The following is an 18102-nucleotide window of genomic DNA, read 5'->3' as shown; positions in this document are numbered from 1 at the left end:
ATTCGAATCGGCTGCGAAACTGAATAACTCAGGTGAAAAATGCTTAATAGAAAAAAGACCCGTGAGCTGTTTATCGGGAATGTCGGCATCGGTGGGGACAACCCGATCAGGGTCCAGTCCATGTGCAATACCGACACCCGTGATGCCCTGTCCACAAGGGCCCAGATCGACGCACTGGCGGAAGCCGGGTGTGAGATTGTGCGAGTTGCCGTGCCGGATGAAGCTGCTGCAAAGGCCCTGCCTCAGATCCGCAAGGGCTCCCCTGTTCCGCTGGTTGCTGATATTCACTTTGATTACCGCCTTGCCCTCGCGGCTATGGAGGCCGGAATTGACGGTCTGCGCATCAACCCCGGAAACATCGGCGGCGAAGACAAGGTTGATATAGTTGTGGCCGCCGCCAAGGAGCGGAAGGTTCCCATCCGCATCGGGGTGAACGGTGGGTCACTGGACAAATCTCTGCTTGCCAAGTATGGCGGTCCCACTCCGCAGGCAATGGTGGAAAGTGCGCTGGAGCACGTGGCCCTGCTTGAAAAGAGAAATTTCCACGACATCAAGATTTCACTCAAGTCCTCATCCGTACTGAATACCATTGCAGCCTACAAACTGCTGTCCGAGAAAGTGGATTATCCCCAGCACGTGGGCATCACCGAAGCCGGAACCCTTGTGCGCGGTGCAGTAAAATCCGCCGTAGGGCTGGGCATTCTGTTCTGGGAAGGGCTGGGCGACACCATGCGTGTATCCCTTACCCACGATCCTGTAGCCGAAGTGGGCGTTGCCTGGGAAATTCTGCGTTCACTCGGACTGCGCGAACGCGGACCAGAAATCGTATCCTGCCCCACCTGCGGCCGTACAGAAATAGAACTCATTGACCTTGCACAGAAGGTCGAGGATAACCTGCGCGGAGTAAAGGACGTGTTTACCGTGGCGGTCATGGGCTGCGTTGTGAACGGTCCGGGAGAGGCCCGCGAAGCCGACATAGGCATTGCCGGTGGGCGCGGTCTCGGAATTATTTTCCGTAAAGGAGAAGTCATCCGCAAAGTGAAGGGCGACGAGAACCTGCTGCCTGAATTCATGAAAGAAATCGAAATATTCCTGAAAGAAAAGAGAGGACAATAAATGCGTTTAAGCCGTTACTATATCCCCACGCTGAAAGAAGACCCTTCAGAAGCCGAAGTTGTTTCCCATAAACTGCTCATGCGTGCAGGCATGATCCGCAAGCTGACCAGCGGTATCTACAACTACCTGCCTCTGGGACTCAAATCCCTGAACAAGGTCGCAGCCATCGTGCGTGAGGAAATGAACCGCGCCGGTGCCATGGAAGTGCTCATGCCCATGGTCCAGCCCGGAGACCTCTGGCAGGAAACCGGTCGCTGGGACTACTACGGCAAGGAACTCCTGCGCCTCAAGGACCGTCATGGCCGCGACTACTGTCTCGGCCCCACTCACGAGGAAGTCATTACCGATCTCGTGCGCGGTGAAGTGAAATCCTACAAGCAACTGCCCATCAACCTGTACCAGATTCAGACCAAATTCCGTGACGAAATCCGTCCCCGTTTCGGTCTCATGCGCGGCCGTGAATTCGTCATGAAGGATGCATATTCCTTTGACAAGGACGAAGCCGGTGCAGAAGAATCCTACCGCAACATGTTCGAGGCATACAAGAAAGCCTTCTCCCGCATCGGACTCAACTTCCGTCCCGTACAGGCGGATTCCGGTGCTATCGGCGGTGATTTTTCGCATGAATTTCACGTGCTGGCCGATACCGGTGAAGACACCATCGCCGTGTGTGCCGATGCTAAGTGCGGTTATGCAGCCAACCTTGAAAAGGCCAAAATACACGCTCCCAAAGGTGACTGTGCCTGCAATGCAGAGTGCCCGGCTATCGAGGAAGTTGCTACTCCCGGCAAGCACACCGTTGAGGAAGTCTGTGAATTTCTCGGAGTGAGCTCGGCAAAGCTGGTCAAGACTCTCCTCTTTGTTGTTGACGGAGCTCCTGTTGCCGCTCTTGTTCGCGGTGACCGTGAACTCAATGACGTAAAGCTGCGCAACCTCGTAGGCGGCAATGAAATCGAGATGGCCTCCGAAGGGCAGGTCCGCGAATGGACCGGTGCTCCGGTTGGATTTGCCGGACCGGTCGGTCTCAAGATCGAACGCATCTTCGCTGACCACGAACTCTGTGTGGACACCGACTGGATTGCAGGTGCCAACAAGGGTGATACCCACATCCGTCACCTGTCCCTCGGACGTGACTGCAAGATCGAGAAATTTGCCGATCTGCGCGTGATCACCGAAAACGATCCCTGTCCCGAGTGCGGAGCTGTCATTGAATTCACCAAGGGCATTGAAGTGGGCCACGTCTTCAAGCTTGGCGAGAAGTATTCCAAGGCCATGGAAGCTACCTTCCTTGATGAAAACGGCAAGACCCAGACCATGGTCATGGGCTGCTACGGTATCGGTGTATCGCGCATCGTGGCTTCTGCTATCGAGCAGAATAATGACGAAAGCGGTGCCATCTTCCCGCCGACCATAGCTCCTTTTGAACTCTGTGTTATTTCTCTCGGCGGCAAGGACAAGGCCGTTGATGAAAAGGCCGAAGAGCTTTACAACCAGCTCATGGAACTGGGCATCGATGCTGCTTATGATGACCGCAACGAGCGTCCCGGCGTCAAGTTTGCCGATGCGGACCTGATCGGTTATCCCATGCAGGTTGTTGTCGGCGGCAAAGGACTCAAGAACGGCATTGTTGAAGCCAAGAACCGTAAGACCGGTGAAAAGATAGAGCTGCCCCTTGATGGTTTCATCGAAGCCTTCAAGGCATGGCGTTCCGATATATGGAAGTCCTGGGGGCTTGAGGCTTAGAGCCAAAGCCCTCCAGCAGTCGGGGAAGGGGCATCAAATCTGCCCCTTCCCCAGCTTCTTCTGCAGTGAAATGATTTAATAATATTTTCCCGGATTGAAATATTTCGATCATCTATTTTGCCTCAAGAACATTTTTATCGTGAGAAGCAGCGAAGCTTACTGAAAGGTTTTGGGATTCTTAAACCCGTTTGCAAAGGGTTTAAGCCACCGGAGGCAAAAAAGTCATCAAAAGCGCGTAGCGCATCAAATTATGAAAATATTTACAGTAACTGACATAACCCGTGCTGTTAAGGATGTGCTGGAGACGGAGTTTCCATTTATCTGGGTGCGGGGGCAGGTTACGAATCTGGCCCGGCCTGCGTCCGGGCATATTTATTTTACGCTTACTGATGGAGATGCCGGACTTTCCGTGGTCTGGTTCAAGGGCAACCAGCGTAAGGATGATGGAAACGGGGAAAGGGTCAACCCCCTTACAGGAGAGGTGGAAACAGGCGAGCCGCTTGAGCTTGAAGACGGCATGGAAATTTTATGCGCCGGACATATGAATGTCTATCCGCCGCGCGGGGCGTATCAGCTGATTGCCGAGCTGGTGCAGGAACAGGGTGTCGGAGACCTGAAGCTGGCCTTTGAGGCCATGAAAAGAAAGCTGGCCGAGAAAGGGTACTTTGACGAAGACCGCAAGATGGAGATCCCCCGTTCTCCAAAGCGGGTGGCGGTTGTTACGGCCCCGACAGGAGCGGCGATAAGGGACTTTCTGAAAATCGCCGAGGGGCGCGGCACAGGGGCGGAGATTCGCATCTACCCCACGCTGGTGCAGGGTGATCTTGCCCCCGCCCGGATAGCCCAGGCCCTTGATACGGTCAGCGATGACGGCTGGGCCGAGGTTGTGGTGCTTATCCGCGGCGGCGGTTCTTTGGAAGATTTGTGGGCGTTCAATACGGAGCCGGTTGCGGATGCGATTTTCCGGTCCACTGTTCCGGTTATGTGCGGGGTTGGACACGAGGTTGATGTCTCCATCGCCGACTATGTTGCTGACAGGAGGGTTGCCACACCCAGTCATGCGGCACAGGAACTCTGGCCGCGCCGTGAAGTTCTCATGCAGACTGTCGATGAACTGGAAACCGGCCTGCTGCGGAGCTTTAACAATTATATCGGGGTGCGCGAAGCCCGGCTTGAAACTTTGCGCAGGGGGCTGACCTGGCTTTCTCCTTCCCGCCGCATCGACCGACTGCTGGAGTCGTTCCTTGAAGAGGGGCAAAGACTTGGGCGTGCTGCAGAACGTTATTGTTCAGGCAGGCAGCTGGAACTTGATTCGTTGTCCAGAAGGCTGGAGTTCTCATTCGGTGAGGAACGGATCATGCGGCGGGAACAGGATGTCGTAGTGCTGTCCGAAAGACTGGAGCGGGCCGGAGCAGCATTCTTTGATGCAAAAACAGCAGAACTGGATAATGCTTTAAATTCACTGCGGATATTGGACCCTGAAGGGCCGCTGGAACGGGGATACTCGCTCGTTACGGTAGAGAAGAACGGAAAATTTCTGCGTGACCATAAAGAGGTTGTGCATGGCGACCTTATCCGGGTGCGGGTGAGGTCCGGTGAAGTACGGGCAACTGTTACAACCGAATAATCAATTCCACTTAAAATGACTGAAATCAAAAAAATAAAAATTGCTGCGTTTGCTGTCCTGCTGATGCTGCTGTGCGCGTCCACTGCATTTGCCAAAATCAATCTTGCCTATCCTGAATCCGTGGGGCTTGGCGAACCTTTTCTTGTCAGGATCACTTCCGACAGCGGGCTGGAGTCCGTTTCCATTAAATGGAAGGGCACTGAAGTTAAGCCTGAGATACGGAACTGGAAAGGACGGTCTGTTGCACTGGCAATGTTCGGAACGGATGTACTGGTTGATAAGACCGGTAAGTCAAAGCTTTCCATCACCGTTGTGGAGGATGGAAAAGAGCGCAGACTGGGTCGTTCTGTGCGTGTCAAAAAAAAGAAATACAAGGTTCAAAGGCTTAGTCTGCCGGAAAACATGGTTACTCCACCCAAAGATGTGCTGGATAAGATTGCCCAGGACAGGGTTGAAGTTGCTGCCGCCAAGGAAACCATGTCCGCAGAGCGCAAATGGTTTGTGCCTTTTACCCGCCCGACCAAAGGCAGCCAGTCCAGCCCGTACGGAGCACAACGCATCCTGAACGGAAAGCCCAGGAATCCGCACCGCGGACTTGATTTCCGGGGTGCCGAAGGAGCCGAGATTACCGCCATCGCCGATGGCAGGGTTGTGCTTGTGGGTGATCATTACTACGCCGGGAACTGCATTTATCTTGATCATGGCAACGGGGTGGTAACTATGTATTTCCATCTTTCCAGAATAGATGTTAAGGAAGGCGAAATTGTGGAGAGAGGACAGGTCATTGGCGGCATCGGTTCTACAGGCCGGGTGACCGGACCTCACCTGCACATGAGTGTGAGCGTTCAGGGCAGGCTTGTCGATCCGACCTACGTGCTCTATAGAAACACAGATCAGCTGCTGGGCATAAAGTAAAGCCGTAAATGCCTAACCGTTTTTTGCCGGTATGGCATGCAGTTGCAGAATCATATAAAAAAGATCCGGGGCTTAGATAATTGTTTTTTCATGGAATAATGTTGCGGCCCCTTAAAGATTCCGGTTCAGCCGCCGGGGGCATGAATTGAAAGAAGAAAGAAGTTTTGAAGAACGGCTTGAAAGGCTGAAAGAAATAGTCGCAGCCCTTGAGAAAGGGGACCTGTTGCTTGAGGATGGCGTTGCCCTTTTTAAGGAAGGACAGTCCTTGTCGCGGGAATGTGCCGGGCAGCTGGCCCGTGCGCGCAACGAAGTCAGGATCGTCAACGACGGTCTGGTTGAAGATTTTGAAATCAATGATGAAAATAAGGATATAGCGGATGACAGTTAAAGAGAAACTCGCGGTACACGCTGCAGATGTTGAAAAATTCCTGAATGAATGTCTTGATGACCGCGGGATTCCCGAAGGTCTGCTTGCATCCATGAAGTACAGCCTGCTGGCTGGCGGCAAGCGCCTGCGTCCGGTACTGGTTCTTGTCTGGGCCAAAATGCTCGGAGCAAAGAAAGAGGCCGTTATGCCTTTTGCAGCCAGTCTGGAGATGATTCATACCTATTCACTCATCCATGATGACCTTCCGGCTATGGATGATGATGACCTGAGACGCGGAAAACCGTCAAACCACAAGCAGTTTGATGAAGCCACTGCAATTCTGGCCGGGGACGGACTGCTTACCGAGGCCTTCGGGTTCATGGCGGAAGCCGAAGCTCCAGCCTCAGACCTGATTGAGGCCATTGCCCTGATGGCCAGATCGGCCGGTTCCGGCGGTATGGTAGGCGGTCAGGCTGTGGACATCAGCTACACCGGTCGCGAGGGTGTTACCCTTGATGAACTCAAGGTCATGCATTCAATGAAAACCGGTGCACTTATTCTTTCTGCTTGTAAATCCGGCGCTATTCTGGCTAAAGGTGTCGGAGCCACCGAAGATGACGTTCGTCGTGCCGAAGAATACGGCCGTCTGATCGGAGTTGCGTTCCAGATTGTTGATGACGTTCTGGATATCGTCGGCGATGAAGCCGCACTGGGCAAGCCCGTGGGCAGTGACATTGAGCTGGGAAAATCCACTTACCCCAGCCTGATTGGCCTTGAAGAGAGCAAGGAACTGGCCCGTAAGTACATTGAGGAAGCGGTGGAACTCCTTTCCCCTTATTCCGGGGAAGAGGCTGATTTCCTTCGCGAACTGGCCCAGTACATTGTAGACAGAGTTTACTGATTGGCGGAAAGGTTCTGCTGATTTAAAAAAGTTTTATAGATCGCTAAGTTAACAGTGTTAAGCGACTGATGTGTCCGCCCGCCCCTCACGGGATGCGCCAGGGTGGGAGCATGGCCGCTTAACTGTGTTCTTTCGTTGCATAACCCGTTGCGAGGTTCGGGGAATATGAGCAAAAATGATGTTTCATGCGGATGTGGCAGTTATCCTCTTCTGCAGAAGATAAATAATCCCGCGCAGGTCAAGGATCTTACCCGCGCAGAGCAGGATCAGCTCGCAAGTGAGCTCAGGCAGTGTATCATCAACACCGTATCAAAGGGCGGCGGGCATCTTGCTCCCTCTCTCGGTGTTATCGAGCTGACCATTGCGCTTTTCAAGAGCTTTGACTTTGATAAGGACCGTCTGGTCTGGGACGTGGGTCATCAGGCCTACGCACACAAGATTCTTACCGGACGTTACGACAGGTTTCATACCCTGCGTCAGAAGGACGGCATCAGCGGATTTCCGCGTATGGCCGAAAGTCCTTATGACCACTTTGGCGTAGGCCATTCCAGCACGTCCATTTCCGCCGCGCTGGGCATGGCTGTGGCCAGTGATCTCGAAGGTGACGGACGCAACTGTGTAGCTGTTATCGGCGATGGGTCCATGACCGCCGGGCAGGCCTTTGAAGGTCTTAACCAGGCCGGGGGGATGAAGCGCAAGATGGTTGTTGTGCTGAACGACAACGAGATGTCCATTTCCACCAACGTGGGGGCCCTTTCCGCATTCCTCAGCCGCAAGCTTTCCCATCCGGTAATGAACCGCTTCAAGAAGGATTTCGAATCCCTTCTCAAGCAGATTCCCAGAATAGGGGACGATCTTGCCATGTACGCCAAGCGCGGCGAAGACTCTTTCAAGAGCTTCTTCACTCCGGGCATGCTTTTCGAGTCCCTTGACTTCACCTACCTCGGGCCGATTAACGGCCATAACCTCGACGAACTTGTCGATGTCTTCGAGCAGGTCAAGAAGATTGATTCACCCGTGCTGGTGCACGTGCTGACCACCAAGGGCAAGGGGTATGCTCCGGCAGAGGACAACCCGACCTATTTCCACGGTGTGGGCAGCTTTGAGCCGGAAACCGGCCGCGCCAAGAAATTCAAGGGCGGCCTGCCGTCCTATACCGAAGTTTTCGGCAACACGCTCTGCAAGCTGGCCGCAAAAGATGACAAGATCATGGCCATTACCGCCGCCATGCCGGAAGGGACCGGAACCAGTCCTTTCCGCGAGAAGTTCCCGGAACGTTTCGTTGACGTGGGGATCTGTGAACAGCATGCGGTGACATTTGCAGCCGGTCTTGCCACCATGGGATACAAGCCTGCTGTGGCAATTTATTCAACCTTTCTACAGCGTTCCTACGATCAGGTTGTGCACGACGTCTGCCTGCAGAATCTGAACGTTAATTTCTTCCTTGATCGCGGGGGATTGGTCGGTGCGGACGGTGCCACCCACCACGGTGTGTTCGATATGTCCTACATGCGCCATATTCCGAACCTGGTTTTCATGGCTCCCAAGGACGAAGCTGAACTTGCCCGTATGGTGGCAACCGCCATTGATTTCAATGGCCCTGCTGCGGTGCGTTATCCTCGCGGTGTAGGCATCGGAGCCATTCTTGAAGAGAATCCCCATATTCTTGAAATCGGCGAGGGTGAGCTGCTGCGCGACGGATTTGACGGGGTGATTATCACTGTCGGATCACGCGTATGGCCTGCCGTCGAGGCCGTTGAGGAGCTGGACGAGGAGTTCGGCAAGGCCGTGGCTGTTTTCAATGCCCGCTTCATCAAGCCGCTGCCTGAAAAGCAGATTCTTGAACTGGCATCACGTTTCAAGAAGATCCTCATTGTTGAAGAGAACGCCAAGGCCGGAGGATTCAGTTCCGCAGTTCTGGAAGTGCTCGCCGATAATGATGCTCTTGACGGACACCGCATCAAGCGTCTGGGTATCCCCGACGAGTTCATTGAGCATGGCACCCAGCAGGAACTGCGCAGCGAACTCGGCATCGACACCACCGGCATGAAGAAAGCCATGCTGGAATTGCTCGAAAAGGATTAAGCTGCCGTATATTGATTTGTATAGCCACACAAGGTAAGTCTAAAAAAACTCCTGTCCGGCGTGGATCTATAAAGAAGAATGGCCCGTAATACCTTAAGGTATTACGGGCCTTGTCATGTCAGACTTGCAATAAATCAATAGTGCCTGTGCAGGAAATATGTTTAAGGGTTGCCGATTAGCCCGGACTTGGCTCAGTAGTCCAATTCCGTCAGCGAAAAAGGTTACACGGGCTAGTTTTGAACCAGCACCGGTCCGTCATCTGCTCTCAGCCCCTCCGGCGAATTTTCCCCAAGCGCGTTGATCACGTCACTGGCCTGAGCAATCACCCCTTTCTGAAGCAGGACCGGTCCGGCCTCGCTTGCAACGAGGTTGAAGAGCTTCAGGAAAATGCTGGCCTCTCCAGCCCGTCTGGCATCGCTGGCCTTGGCACTGATTTCGGTGCGGAAAGGGCTGATGACCGTGTCCCGGCCCATGGCTATTCCGCAGATTCCCGGCAGGGCACCTGAGAGGGAAACAAAGTCACCGTCCTGAATCTTGACCCCGTCGATGTCATCCACAGGAGAAGCGTTGAGAAATATGGTCCTGACTCTGTTTTCCGCATATTCCGGGTTCAGCCCTATGACTTCCTCCATAAACTCGCGGATGCTCATGCCCGCAACAGCGCGGACGGTCACTCCTTTCTGAAGCAGCGTGATTGTTCCGGGTACACCTTTACCGATTGTTACGGTTTTCAGATTATCCATGACAGTCCTCGGTGAAATTGTGTTTAATTTGATATAATTATCCGAATTTATTGATTATCAATATTGTACTCATCTTCATTCAATGTCAAATAAAGGCTGGTCTTGAAAAGAAAGAACCCTGCCTGCTAAGGTAAGCAGACAGGATTCTTGAATAATCATTTCCAGATTGCTTGCTGAAAAAGCAGCCGGAACAATTAAGCCTTCTTGCGGGCTTCTTCCTCGCGCAGGGCTCGGCGCAGTACCTTTCCGACCATTGTTTTAGGCAGTTCCTTGCGGAACTCCACCTGTCTGGGAACCTTGTACCCGGCTAGTTTCTCGCGACAGTAGGCCGTGATCTCGTTGCGGTCCATGGACTCGCCTTCCTTGAGTACTATGTAGACCTTGATGATTTCACCACGGGTCTTGTGGGGCAGTCCTACGGTTACTGCTTCCTTTATTTTGGGGTGCTTGTAGAGCACTTCGTCGACTTCCCTGGGATAGATATTGTAGCCGCTGGAGATGATCATGTCCTTTTTGCGGTCTACAATATAGAAGTATCCGTCCTCGTCCATGTAGGCGATGTCTCCGGTGTAGAGCCAGCCGTTGCGAAGAGTTCCGGCAGTCTCGTCAGGCTTGTTGTAGTAGCCTTTCATGACCTGCGGACCTCGGATAATCAGTTCTCCCATTTTTCCTGGGGGAAGCTGCACGCTGCCCACTTCCATATCAACGATGGCGGCATCGGTTGAGGGCAGGGGCATTCCAATTGATCCGGGTTTCCTTTTCCCGATCAGCGGGTTCAGGTGGGTGACCGGTGAGGCCTCCGTCAGACCGAACCCTTCGACAATTTCTGCACCGAAAACTTCCTTGAATTGCTTGATGCCCTCAACCGGCATGGGCGAGGACCCGGAAAGACAGTATTTAACAGAGGCAACGTCGTACTTGTCGAGCTCCTTCTGCTGCAGCAGTGAGATATACAGTGCCGGAGCACCGGGGAAAAGGGTCGGCTTGAGTTTGTGCATGGTTTTAAGCACATCAAGGGGAACGTAGCGCGGGAAAGGCACCATTGTCGCCCCGAGCAGAGTCGGGAAGTTCAGGCATACAGTCAGCCCGTAGATATGAAAATAGGGCAGGATGCCCAGCACGATCTCCTTGTCCCTGCCCAGCTTGTTGAGCATGGCATGGCATTGCTGAACGTTGGCGCTGAGGTTGGCATGGGTAAGGTTGCAGCCCTTGGAGAGCCCGGTCGTGCCCCCTGTGTACTGCAGCAGGGCTGTATCTTCTGGACGTACGTTGGTGGCGTTGTAGGTCTCCTTGCCGGAACGCAGAGCCTTCCATTTAAGAATGGAGGTCTCATTGTACGGAATTTTGGGCGTATTCTTATCCCGCAGGCACTTTGCCTTGTAGAGTATGTTGAGGGGGAAGTTGAGGGTGTCGGATATTCTGGTTATAAAATATTTGCGTACGGGGAGCTTATCGCGCAGCTTTTCAATTTTGGGCCAGAGCAGGTCTACCGTGACCAGCATCTTGGCTCCGGAATCGTTCAGTTGATGAACTATTTCAGTTTCCATGTACAGGGGGTTGGTCATGGTCACCACGCCACCGGCCTTGAGGATGGCCCAGTAGGTCATGATCATCTGCGGAGTGTTCGGCAGCATGATAGCGACCCTGTCGCCGGGTTCAAGACCCTGTTTGCGAAGGTTGGCCGCAATTATTTCGCTCTCGTGCTTGAGTCTGGAGTAGCTGATTGACCAGTTCTGGAATTCAATGGCTGTTCTTTTCGGCCATTTTTCCGCAGTCATGTCCAGATATTCAAATAACGGACGATAGGTAAAATCTATGCTCTTTGGTACATCCGATTCGTAATTATTAAGCCACGGGCGACTGACTTCCACTCCAAACCTTCCCTTTCTTCATACATTAAAACAGTTTCCCTCAAAAATAGGGTCAACGCCTGCTCAAAAGAACCGCGAGTATATTGATCAGTTCATAATCTGGCAAGTTTGTATGTATGCTAATTTTGCGTGGGACTCGCAAAAAGTTGCAGCAGATAGTCTGTCAGAGACTGACCGGCTCCCTGACCGCACTGGGCAAAGGGACATCCCAGTTCATACGGGACTTCCAGCGGCCTCGGAGTTCCGTGATAGATGACTGAATCGCGGTCCTGTTTGACCTCCTTGATGAGAACCTGCATGGTGATGAAGCAGGAGTTTGGCCCGCTCTTGATCCGCTGGATTTCAGGGGTCCATTCATTCACGAGCACCGGGTATTCGTTGAATGACGGCCATCCGGCGAAGGAATCAAAAGCGAATCCCACCTGCTGGGATGCTCCCTGAGCAGCCAGTTTGGGGGATATGGAACCGATTCTGGCTTCGACGAGATAATTGACATCCCCTGAAGGAGTATAATGATACCCTATCCCTTCGAGAGCTGATATTGCGCTTTGTTCAATGGGTACCACTCCAGCTTCAATATTTTGCGGAATGCCGCTTCCATCAAGTTGGAACAGGACAGCCCGGACGTTGAACGTTGATCCGGGAGAAGGATTGAATACAGTCATCGGTACGGTTGGTTTGGTCTGGTGGGCTGAGCAGCCCCCGAACATGATTATGACCGCAAACATTGCCAGTGCCAATAAATTTGTGTTTCCGCGCATGGTTACCCCTGTTTTATGTTGAAGATAATCAGCAACATTTGTATATGAATATAGGGGGCTAGGCAATGCTGTTCTCAGCAGGTAACAATAGGATTAAGCTCTTATGAAGCTGATTCCTGAATTATCGCAATCAGTGCGAATTTTTGGTATAGCTGACAGATGACAATAGTAATAAGAATTTATTGCCTTGATATAGAGTGGACTGCAATTTACACTGCTGTATGGTAGAGATAGGCAGTATGCTGCAACGGGTGGAAAATACCGGAATGAACAGTTTGGAGTCGATTTATGCGGGATAACGAAATTCTACTTGATACCGGCACTAATGAATTTGAAATAATTGAATTTTATATTGATGAGGTCAGCCGTAGCGGGGACGGGCGTGACTATTTCGGTATCAACGTGGCAAAAGTTCTTGAGGTCGTGGAGGCTCCTGTCGGGATGGAATCAGCAGAAGGCGCGCCGCATCCGAGTTTTTTGGGCACCATGTCCTTAAGGGATATAATCCTTCCTGTGATAGATCTTTCCGTATGGCTGGGCATTGAGCGGAAACCTTCTGATTTTGAATTGATCGTGGTTACGGAGATAAACAATGTTGTCACCGGATTTCTGGTGACCGGCGTGACTCAGATTCACCGGATCGGCTGGGGAGACCTTAAAACCCCGAACAAATTTATTGCCGATATGGATTCCAACTGCATAACCGGTACTGTTGAGCTGGATGACCGGTTCGTGCTCATGATCGACCTTGAAAGGATTCTTGGAGAACTTGATCCGGAAATGGCCGAACGCAGTGACGGAAATTCCTATGTTGCGCCGGAAAAGTACACTGCAGTTCTGGTGGATGACTCCGTATCCGTAAGGGCCCTGCTGAACAAAAATTTTGATGCAGCCAATTTCGATGTACACCTGTTTTCCAATGGCCTTGAAGCCTGGGAAGGGCTGCAGGAGATGAACAGGCAGGCCAGGGAGCAGGGCGGCTCCATTGCCAATGTGGTTGATATTCTTGTTTCGGATATTGAGATGCCGCAGATGGATGGCTACACACTCACCAAGAATGTAAAGGAACATGCAGATCTTTCCGCGCTTCCGGTTATCCTCTTTTCCTCGCTGATCACAAAAGGGCTGTATCACAAAGGGGAAGCCGTCAAGGCCGATGACCAGATCACCAAGCCCGAATTCAATGAACTTACCGGTCGCGCTATTGCCCTGATTGAGAAATACCGGGCTAAGCACCGGGGCTGAGTCGGTGAAGGGTGTCCTGCCTGTCTATTGCCCGATCAAGACGGTTTCCGGGGAGATCCCTGTTCCCTGAAAATATTTTTCAAGAATGCTTCTGATTGTGCCGTTCTGCTGCATGCGTTCCAGTGTGAGCTTTATTTCTTCGTACGCAGGTTTGTTCCTGGAGTGCCTCGCAAAGGCAAAGTATACGTCCACATTGTCTACAATGTAGGGAAGTGGGACTATCGTGTCCATTAGGTTGCGCTCGGATATTTTCAGCATGGTATCTATGTAGGTACCGATGAAGAAGTCCGAGTAGCCTCTAACCAGCCTGTTTAGGGCAGTGTTGTCATCAGTGACTTCAGTGAAGTCTGCTTTACCGCACCTGATGAAAGTATCAAACGTCTCACCGTAGCTGCCGCCCCTGATTATATCTCCTTTTCTGCCTATCAGGTCCGAAAGGCTATCCATCCTGAATGGCTTAGTGGTGAAAATGCGTAACTGATTCCGGATAATCGGGGCTGAAAAATTATATTTCGGCCCCCTCTGCGGGTTCCAGAACATTCCGCAGATAACGTCCAGTCTTCCCTTTTCAAGACTGACCACAGCCCGCTTCCATGGATAATCGCGATAGTCGAGTTCATAGCCGTTCGCTTCGGAAGCCTGTTTGAGAATTTCGTACATTGCCCCGTAAAATTCTTCCGTGTGTTGATGCTTCATCAGGAACGGTTTCCAGTCCATCTGGCCGGAAACTGTCAGGATCTCCTTCCGGCCCTGCGCAGGACTGCTGGCAAGCAGCAGCAATAAGACTGAACATAGAATTGTTTTGAAGGGCATATATTCTCCTTAAAGAAATATGACAAAAGTGTAGCACGGGTAAAATTCTGTCACAAGAGCGAAGAATATAAGCTTTTATCCCTCGGAGAAATAAAATCCCCGGCGCTTTTCAGGGCCGGGGGTCAGGTTCTGGCTGAAGGTGAATTATTTTTTTATCCACCCTCTTTGTTTCATGCATTCATCAAATGTTGATGCTGAAGTGTAGTCTTCCGAAAATTTGGCTTCGTAGGTAGTCGGTTCGGGTGGTGCGCCGTCTGTCTCTGATGCGATAGGCACTTCCTCCTGAGTCTGCTGGTTGCAGAAAGCCTTGTCGCGGGCAAGTATTTCGGCGGCTTCTGATGGATCGGCAATATTCGGATTGTGCCACGAGGAACATCCTCCGAGGACTGTCAGAGCTGCCGCAATGAGGATCAATTTTTTCATCTGGTCTCCGTGTTTTATTCGCAGGTGAGGTCTCTTGTCATGAGGTCACAGACAGCCTGTGCCGGGTCTTTGTCCTCGTAAAGTATCCGGTATACCTGCTCGGTGATGGGCATCTCCACTCCCAGCTTCTTGGCCAGGAAGTGAACGGACTCGGTTGTTTTAACACCTTCCGCCACCATGCGCATCTTCAAAATTTCGCTCAGCTTCATTCCCTGGCCCAGCTTGAGGCCCACCTGCCTGTTTCTGGACAGGTCTCCGGTACAGGTCAGCACAAGGTCGCCCATGCCGGAAAGGCCCATGAATGTGGATGCCTTGGCACCCATGGCTACTCCAAGCCTGCTCATTTCCGCAATTCCTCTGGTTATGAGGGCTGCCCGGGCATTGTGTCCGAACTTGAGGCCGTCCGCCATACCGGCGGCGATTGCCATTATGTTCTTGATTGCTCCGCCAAGCTCAACCCCGCGAAAGTCCGGGTTGGTGTAGACCCTCAGATAGGAAGTTGAAAAAAGAGCCTGTACTTCACGGGCAAGCTTTTCGTCTTCGCAGCCTAGCACAATCGAAGTGGGAAGCTCCGCACTCAATTCATAGGCGAATGTAGGGCCTGAAATATGTCCGTAGCGCGGGGTGAGTCCGTCGAGTGCTTCATGAACCACCTGCGACATGGGCGCACCGGTGTTCAGCTCTATGCCTTTGCTGGCGCAGATCACAGCCGGGTTATGCGGGAAATACGGCTTTATCCTCGCCAGTGAATCGCGCATGAACTGACTGGGGACGACTAGAATGTAATATTTAGCGTCCTTCAGCACTTTTTCCGGGTTACTGTCACACTGCAGGTCATCGCACAGTCTGCAGCTCGGGAGAAACACGCTGTTGTAGCCGGTTTCCTTCATTTCATTGCAAAGTTCCTGTTCCCTGACCAGCAGGTGGGTATCAAGTCCTTTTTTTGCCAGGGTATTGGCCAGAGTGGTTCCCCATGCCCCTGCACCGATTACAGCTACTTTCATATCAACTCCTTAGGTATATATCGCTTGTCTCAGACAGTTTCAGGATGACTTCAAATTTATCAGGCTTAAAATACCTGCTGTGCAGTTTTTTGGCAACCGGTTCAAAAATGAAAGCGGACTATCGTTAATGAAAAATGATATTTGCGAAAACAATCAGCGAGTTGCGGCGGGGGCTGGACTTCAGGTCGGCGAAACTGAAGCCCTGGAGTTTATCGTTCCAATCAAAAAGGCCCTGCACCGGAGTGCTGGGCCTTTTGCTAAATGTTCTTAAGTGATCCTTGCGGCTTAGATCGGACCGGTGCTCATCACGTGAGACAGTTCTTCGATCTTGCCGTTCTTGATGCGGTATTCGTAGAGCTTCTGCATGTCCTTGTAGACCTGGAATACCTGGAAGAAGCCGTGCCAGTGGGCATAGTCCGGTCCGTTCATGGCTGCGCCGTGGCGGGCGCGTCTTCCGGTGTGGTGCCAGAGGTAGTATTCCAGCTCCTGGAAGCCGTCGTTCCACGGATCATCCTTGAGCAGCAGCCCCTTGTCGGTCAGCTCCTTCTTCATCTTAACTGCGCCGTCCCAGTAGGTGTTGTAGAGGGCTACAGCATCGTCAAGAACCTTGCGCTGAACGTTGATGTGGGTGTCTCCATGGCAGTTTTCACAGACCTTGCGCATGAGCTTTTCACCCTGTTCGCCGTTGCCGCGTTCACCGCTGCGGATTTCGCTTCGGGCGTGGACGAGGTCCCACTTGAGGCGTTCGTTGACGTTGTGGGTGGTGCTGAGTTCGCCGATTCCGGACATATGACAGACCGCACAGGTCGGTGCGTCATAATCGCCGGGCTGCCAGGTATCGGGTGCGCTGTCCCATCTCCATTCGTCGCCCTGGGTCAGGAACATCTGACCGTGCTTGGATTCGAGATATATCTCGATCTGCGGATGGTCGGGGCCGAGGTGGCAGCTGGCACAGGCTTCAGGCTTGCGTGCTTCGGCAATGGAGAATTTGTGTCTGGTATGACAGACGGTACAGGTGCCGATGGTTCCGTCAGGATAGCGTGTGCCTACTCCTCCGGGCCAGGTGTTCTTGATCGGCTTGTTGTCGGGACCGAGTTCAACCTGGGTTCCGTGGCACATCTGGCAGCCTGAGGCACGGGAGGCCGTGCTGGTGGAGGAGTCGGCACTGACTCCGATGAACTGTGCACCTTCATAGTAGTACATCAGTTTCAGCATTTTTTTGTTTTCAACAACCGGTGCGCCTGCAAGCTTTGCGTGACCGCTCTTGAGGAACTGGTCGACTTCCTGCGGGTGGCAGCGGGAACAGGTCTTGGAAGAAACCATGGGCGAAATGTAGGTGTTGGTTCCTTTGATACCTTCACACTGACTGGCCATGGGTGAACTTTTATCCACTACGTGACAGTCGTAACAGGACACAGTGGCATGAGCCATTTTGCCGGACTTCCAGTTTTCGACGATACCGGGTGTCTTTTTGGCGTGACATTCAATACATTGAGTAGCTTCTTTGGAAAAACCCCTTTTTACCACCAGCTCTTTGGGAGCAAGGTTGGGAAAGGGTTCTGCTGCGGCAAAACACATAGCCGCGGACAGGACGATTGCCATTGCAATCGGTACAACTTTAACCATCTGTTTCAACATGATTACCCCCAGTTGGAATCATAAGGCCTTTTTAAAAAACTTATCGGCCATTTCAATCATGTCTTTGTGACCGACATGCGGGTGACAACTTGCGCATTTCTTGTCGGTCTGTCCGTAGAGATAAGCCCGGTGGGCGAGAAGAGCACCCGGTTTGACACCGACCGGTTCAAGGTGTTTATGGCAATGCCTGCAGGCGTTGTCATAAGTGAACTTCAACCTGTTCTTCTCTGCATTGGCGGCCCAGTCGAACTCGGCTGGGTCGATGATGAGATTCTGAATCACGTCTCCGGTCCCGGTAATGGCTTTTGTGGTCAGGTATTCCACAAAGCTGCCGTGCGGCAGATGACAGTCTACGCATTGTGCTGCGAAGCCCTGAGGGTTCTGCCCCCCATGCACGGATTTCTGCCAGGATGCCCGGAACGGTTTCATGGCGTGGCAGGTCTGGCAGAATACATCCGTATTTGTGATATCCACCATGTAGCCTGAAGCCAGAACCGTAATCACCGCAATCAGAAGTCCCGATACAACTCCCCAACGCCATCTGCGACTGAATCCGCCTTCCCCTGTCTTCTTAGGGTTTACCGGCATATTCCAGTCACCTCCATGCTGTTAGGAGTTATCTCTAATGTCCTCATTCCACTGATAAAATTTGAACGTACACCTCCTTAAAAAGTTAATACTATTGCGAATATCACATAACGAAGGGTTCAAGTCCATGACTTAGGTCAAAAAACACGTCTTCTTTTTGCTTTTCGGTTTTGTGGCTGCACATATGTGCTAAAATAATTATTTGTGCCGCAGGGCTTGAGGATGACACGATATGCGGGTATCTACAGGCTGATCAAAAACG

Annotated in this window: 16 protein-coding genes; 8 read left to right on the top strand and 8 right to left on the bottom strand. The window is 52.2% G+C overall.

Annotation, left to right across the window (positions count from 1 at the left end; all coding sequences use genetic code 11):
- Positions 1-39: 39 nt before the first annotated feature.
- The 7 genes from ispG (at position 40) to dxs (ending at position 8754) form a co-directional block, all read left to right on the top strand.
- Positions 40-1116: a flavodoxin-dependent (E)-4-hydroxy-3-methylbut-2-enyl-diphosphate synthase gene (ispG, locus tag N7E73_RS04885; RefSeq protein WP_432737908.1), complete on the top strand. Its 1077-nt coding sequence runs from the start codon at positions 40-42 to the stop codon at positions 1114-1116.
- Complete coding sequence (locus N7E73_RS04880; protein WP_432737907.1) at positions 1117-2859, top strand: proline--tRNA ligase; 1743 nt, start codon at positions 1117-1119, stop codon at positions 2857-2859.
- 250 nt (positions 2860-3109) lie between these two features.
- Positions 3110-4486, top strand: coding sequence for an exodeoxyribonuclease VII large subunit (gene xseA, locus N7E73_RS04875; protein ID WP_432737906.1), 1377 nt, complete (start codon positions 3110-3112; stop codon positions 4484-4486).
- Positions 4487-4501: 15 nt separating this feature from the next.
- A complete protein-coding gene (locus N7E73_RS04870) occupies positions 4502-5401 on the top strand; it encodes a M23 family metallopeptidase (protein ID WP_432737905.1) in 900 nt (299 codons plus the stop codon).
- Between the two features lie 145 nt (positions 5402-5546).
- On the top strand, positions 5547-5789 hold the full coding sequence (xseB, locus tag N7E73_RS04865; protein WP_432737904.1) for an exodeoxyribonuclease VII small subunit: 243 nt from the start codon (positions 5547-5549) through the stop codon (positions 5787-5789).
- The gene (locus tag N7E73_RS04860) at positions 5779-6669 is read left to right on the top strand and encodes a polyprenyl synthetase family protein (protein ID WP_432737903.1); all 891 of its coding nucleotides are present in this window, start codon (positions 5779-5781) and stop codon (positions 6667-6669) included. Before xseB ends, N7E73_RS04860 begins: the two co-directional genes overlap by 11 nt.
- Before the next feature lie 165 nt (positions 6670-6834).
- Entirely contained in the window at positions 6835-8754 is a 1920-nt protein-coding gene (gene dxs, locus N7E73_RS04855) for a 1-deoxy-D-xylulose-5-phosphate synthase (protein ID WP_432737902.1), read from the top strand.
- 230 nt (positions 8755-8984) lie between these two features.
- Here dxs and N7E73_RS04850 read toward each other — a convergent pair whose 3' ends face one another.
- The 3 genes from N7E73_RS04850 to N7E73_RS04840 all read right to left on the bottom strand — a co-directional run bounded on the left by N7E73_RS04850 (position 8985) and on the right by N7E73_RS04840 (position 12129).
- Positions 8985-9497: a hypothetical protein gene (locus N7E73_RS04850; RefSeq protein ID WP_432737901.1), complete on the bottom strand. Its 513-nt coding sequence runs from the start codon at positions 9495-9497 to the stop codon at positions 8985-8987.
- Between the two features lie 194 nt (positions 9498-9691).
- On the bottom strand, positions 9692-11368 hold the full coding sequence (locus N7E73_RS04845; protein ID WP_432737900.1) for a long-chain-fatty-acid--CoA ligase: 1677 nt from the start codon (positions 11366-11368) through the stop codon (positions 9692-9694).
- Between the two features lie 119 nt (positions 11369-11487).
- The gene (locus N7E73_RS04840; RefSeq protein WP_432737899.1) at positions 11488-12129 is read right to left on the bottom strand and encodes a hypothetical protein; all 642 of its coding nucleotides are present in this window, start codon (positions 12127-12129) and stop codon (positions 11488-11490) included.
- 288 nt (positions 12130-12417) lie between these two features.
- Here N7E73_RS04840 and N7E73_RS04835 point away from each other — a divergent pair, with 288 nt between their 5' ends.
- The gene (locus N7E73_RS04835; protein WP_432737898.1) at positions 12418-13374 is read left to right on the top strand and encodes a chemotaxis protein; all 957 of its coding nucleotides are present in this window, start codon (positions 12418-12420) and stop codon (positions 13372-13374) included.
- A gap of 24 nt (positions 13375-13398) precedes the next feature.
- Here the strand turns inward: N7E73_RS04835 and N7E73_RS04830 are convergent, their stop codons facing one another.
- From N7E73_RS04830 to N7E73_RS04810, 5 genes are all read right to left on the bottom strand, one after another.
- Complete coding sequence (locus N7E73_RS04830) at positions 13399-14187, bottom strand: substrate-binding periplasmic protein (protein ID WP_432737897.1); 789 nt, start codon at positions 14185-14187, stop codon at positions 13399-13401.
- Between the two features lie 144 nt (positions 14188-14331).
- Positions 14332-14610, bottom strand: a complete 279-nt coding sequence (locus N7E73_RS04825) for a hypothetical protein (protein ID WP_432737896.1) — start codon at positions 14608-14610, stop codon at positions 14332-14334.
- A 14-nt stretch (positions 14611-14624) separates the two neighbouring features.
- Complete coding sequence (locus N7E73_RS04820) at positions 14625-15614, bottom strand: NAD(P)H-dependent glycerol-3-phosphate dehydrogenase (RefSeq protein ID WP_432737895.1); 990 nt, start codon at positions 15612-15614, stop codon at positions 14625-14627.
- 285 nt (positions 15615-15899) lie between these two features.
- Entirely contained in the window at positions 15900-17252 is a 1353-nt protein-coding gene (locus tag N7E73_RS04815) for a multiheme c-type cytochrome (protein ID WP_432737894.1), read from the bottom strand.
- Between the two features lie 18 nt (positions 17253-17270).
- Positions 17271-17840 (bottom strand): cytochrome c3 family protein, encoded by a 570-nt coding sequence (locus tag N7E73_RS04810; protein ID WP_432737893.1) that lies wholly within the window; start codon positions 17838-17840, stop codon positions 17271-17273.
- Positions 17841-18102 lie beyond the last annotated feature (262 nt).

Source organism: Maridesulfovibrio sp. FT414, from assembly GCF_050916235.1.
Classification (GTDB): Bacteria; Desulfobacterota; Desulfovibrionia; order Desulfovibrionales; family Desulfovibrionaceae; genus Maridesulfovibrio.
Note: the sequence above shows the minus strand (reverse complement) of the source record. Positions and strands in the feature narration are given on the sequence as shown.

Bases quoted from the DNA above. Each gene is read 5' to 3' on its own strand.
- ispG (WP_432737908.1), top strand. From the start codon at position 40: ATGCTTAATAGAAAAAAGACCCGTGAGCTGTTTATCGGGAATGTCGGC.
- N7E73_RS04815 (WP_432737894.1), bottom strand. From the start codon at position 17,252: ATGTTGAAACAGATGGTTAAAGTTGTACCGATTGCAATGGCAATCGTC.
- N7E73_RS04880 (WP_432737907.1), top strand. From the start codon at position 1,117: ATGCGTTTAAGCCGTTACTATATCCCCACGCTGAAAGAAGACCCTTCA.
- N7E73_RS04840 (WP_432737899.1), bottom strand. From the start codon at position 12,129: ATGCGCGGAAACACAAATTTATTGGCACTGGCAATGTTTGCGGTCATA.
- N7E73_RS04830 (WP_432737897.1), bottom strand. From the start codon at position 14,187: ATGCCCTTCAAAACAATTCTATGTTCAGTCTTATTGCTGCTGCTTGCC.
- xseA (WP_432737906.1), top strand. From the start codon at position 3,110: ATGAAAATATTTACAGTAACTGACATAACCCGTGCTGTTAAGGATGTG.
- N7E73_RS04850 (WP_432737901.1), bottom strand. From the start codon at position 9,497: ATGGATAATCTGAAAACCGTAACAATCGGTAAAGGTGTACCCGGAACA.
- N7E73_RS04870 (WP_432737905.1), top strand. From the start codon at position 4,502: ATGACTGAAATCAAAAAAATAAAAATTGCTGCGTTTGCTGTCCTGCTG.
- N7E73_RS04825 (WP_432737896.1), bottom strand. From the start codon at position 14,610: ATGAAAAAATTGATCCTCATTGCGGCAGCTCTGACAGTCCTCGGAGGA.
- N7E73_RS04835 (WP_432737898.1), top strand. From the start codon at position 12,418: ATGCGGGATAACGAAATTCTACTTGATACCGGCACTAATGAATTTGAA.
- N7E73_RS04810 (WP_432737893.1), bottom strand. From the start codon at position 17,840: ATGCCGGTAAACCCTAAGAAGACAGGGGAAGGCGGATTCAGTCGCAGA.
- N7E73_RS04860 (WP_432737903.1), top strand. From the start codon at position 5,779: ATGACAGTTAAAGAGAAACTCGCGGTACACGCTGCAGATGTTGAAAAA.
- N7E73_RS04820 (WP_432737895.1), bottom strand. From the start codon at position 15,614: ATGAAAGTAGCTGTAATCGGTGCAGGGGCATGGGGAACCACTCTGGCC.
- dxs (WP_432737902.1), top strand. From the start codon at position 6,835: ATGAGCAAAAATGATGTTTCATGCGGATGTGGCAGTTATCCTCTTCTG.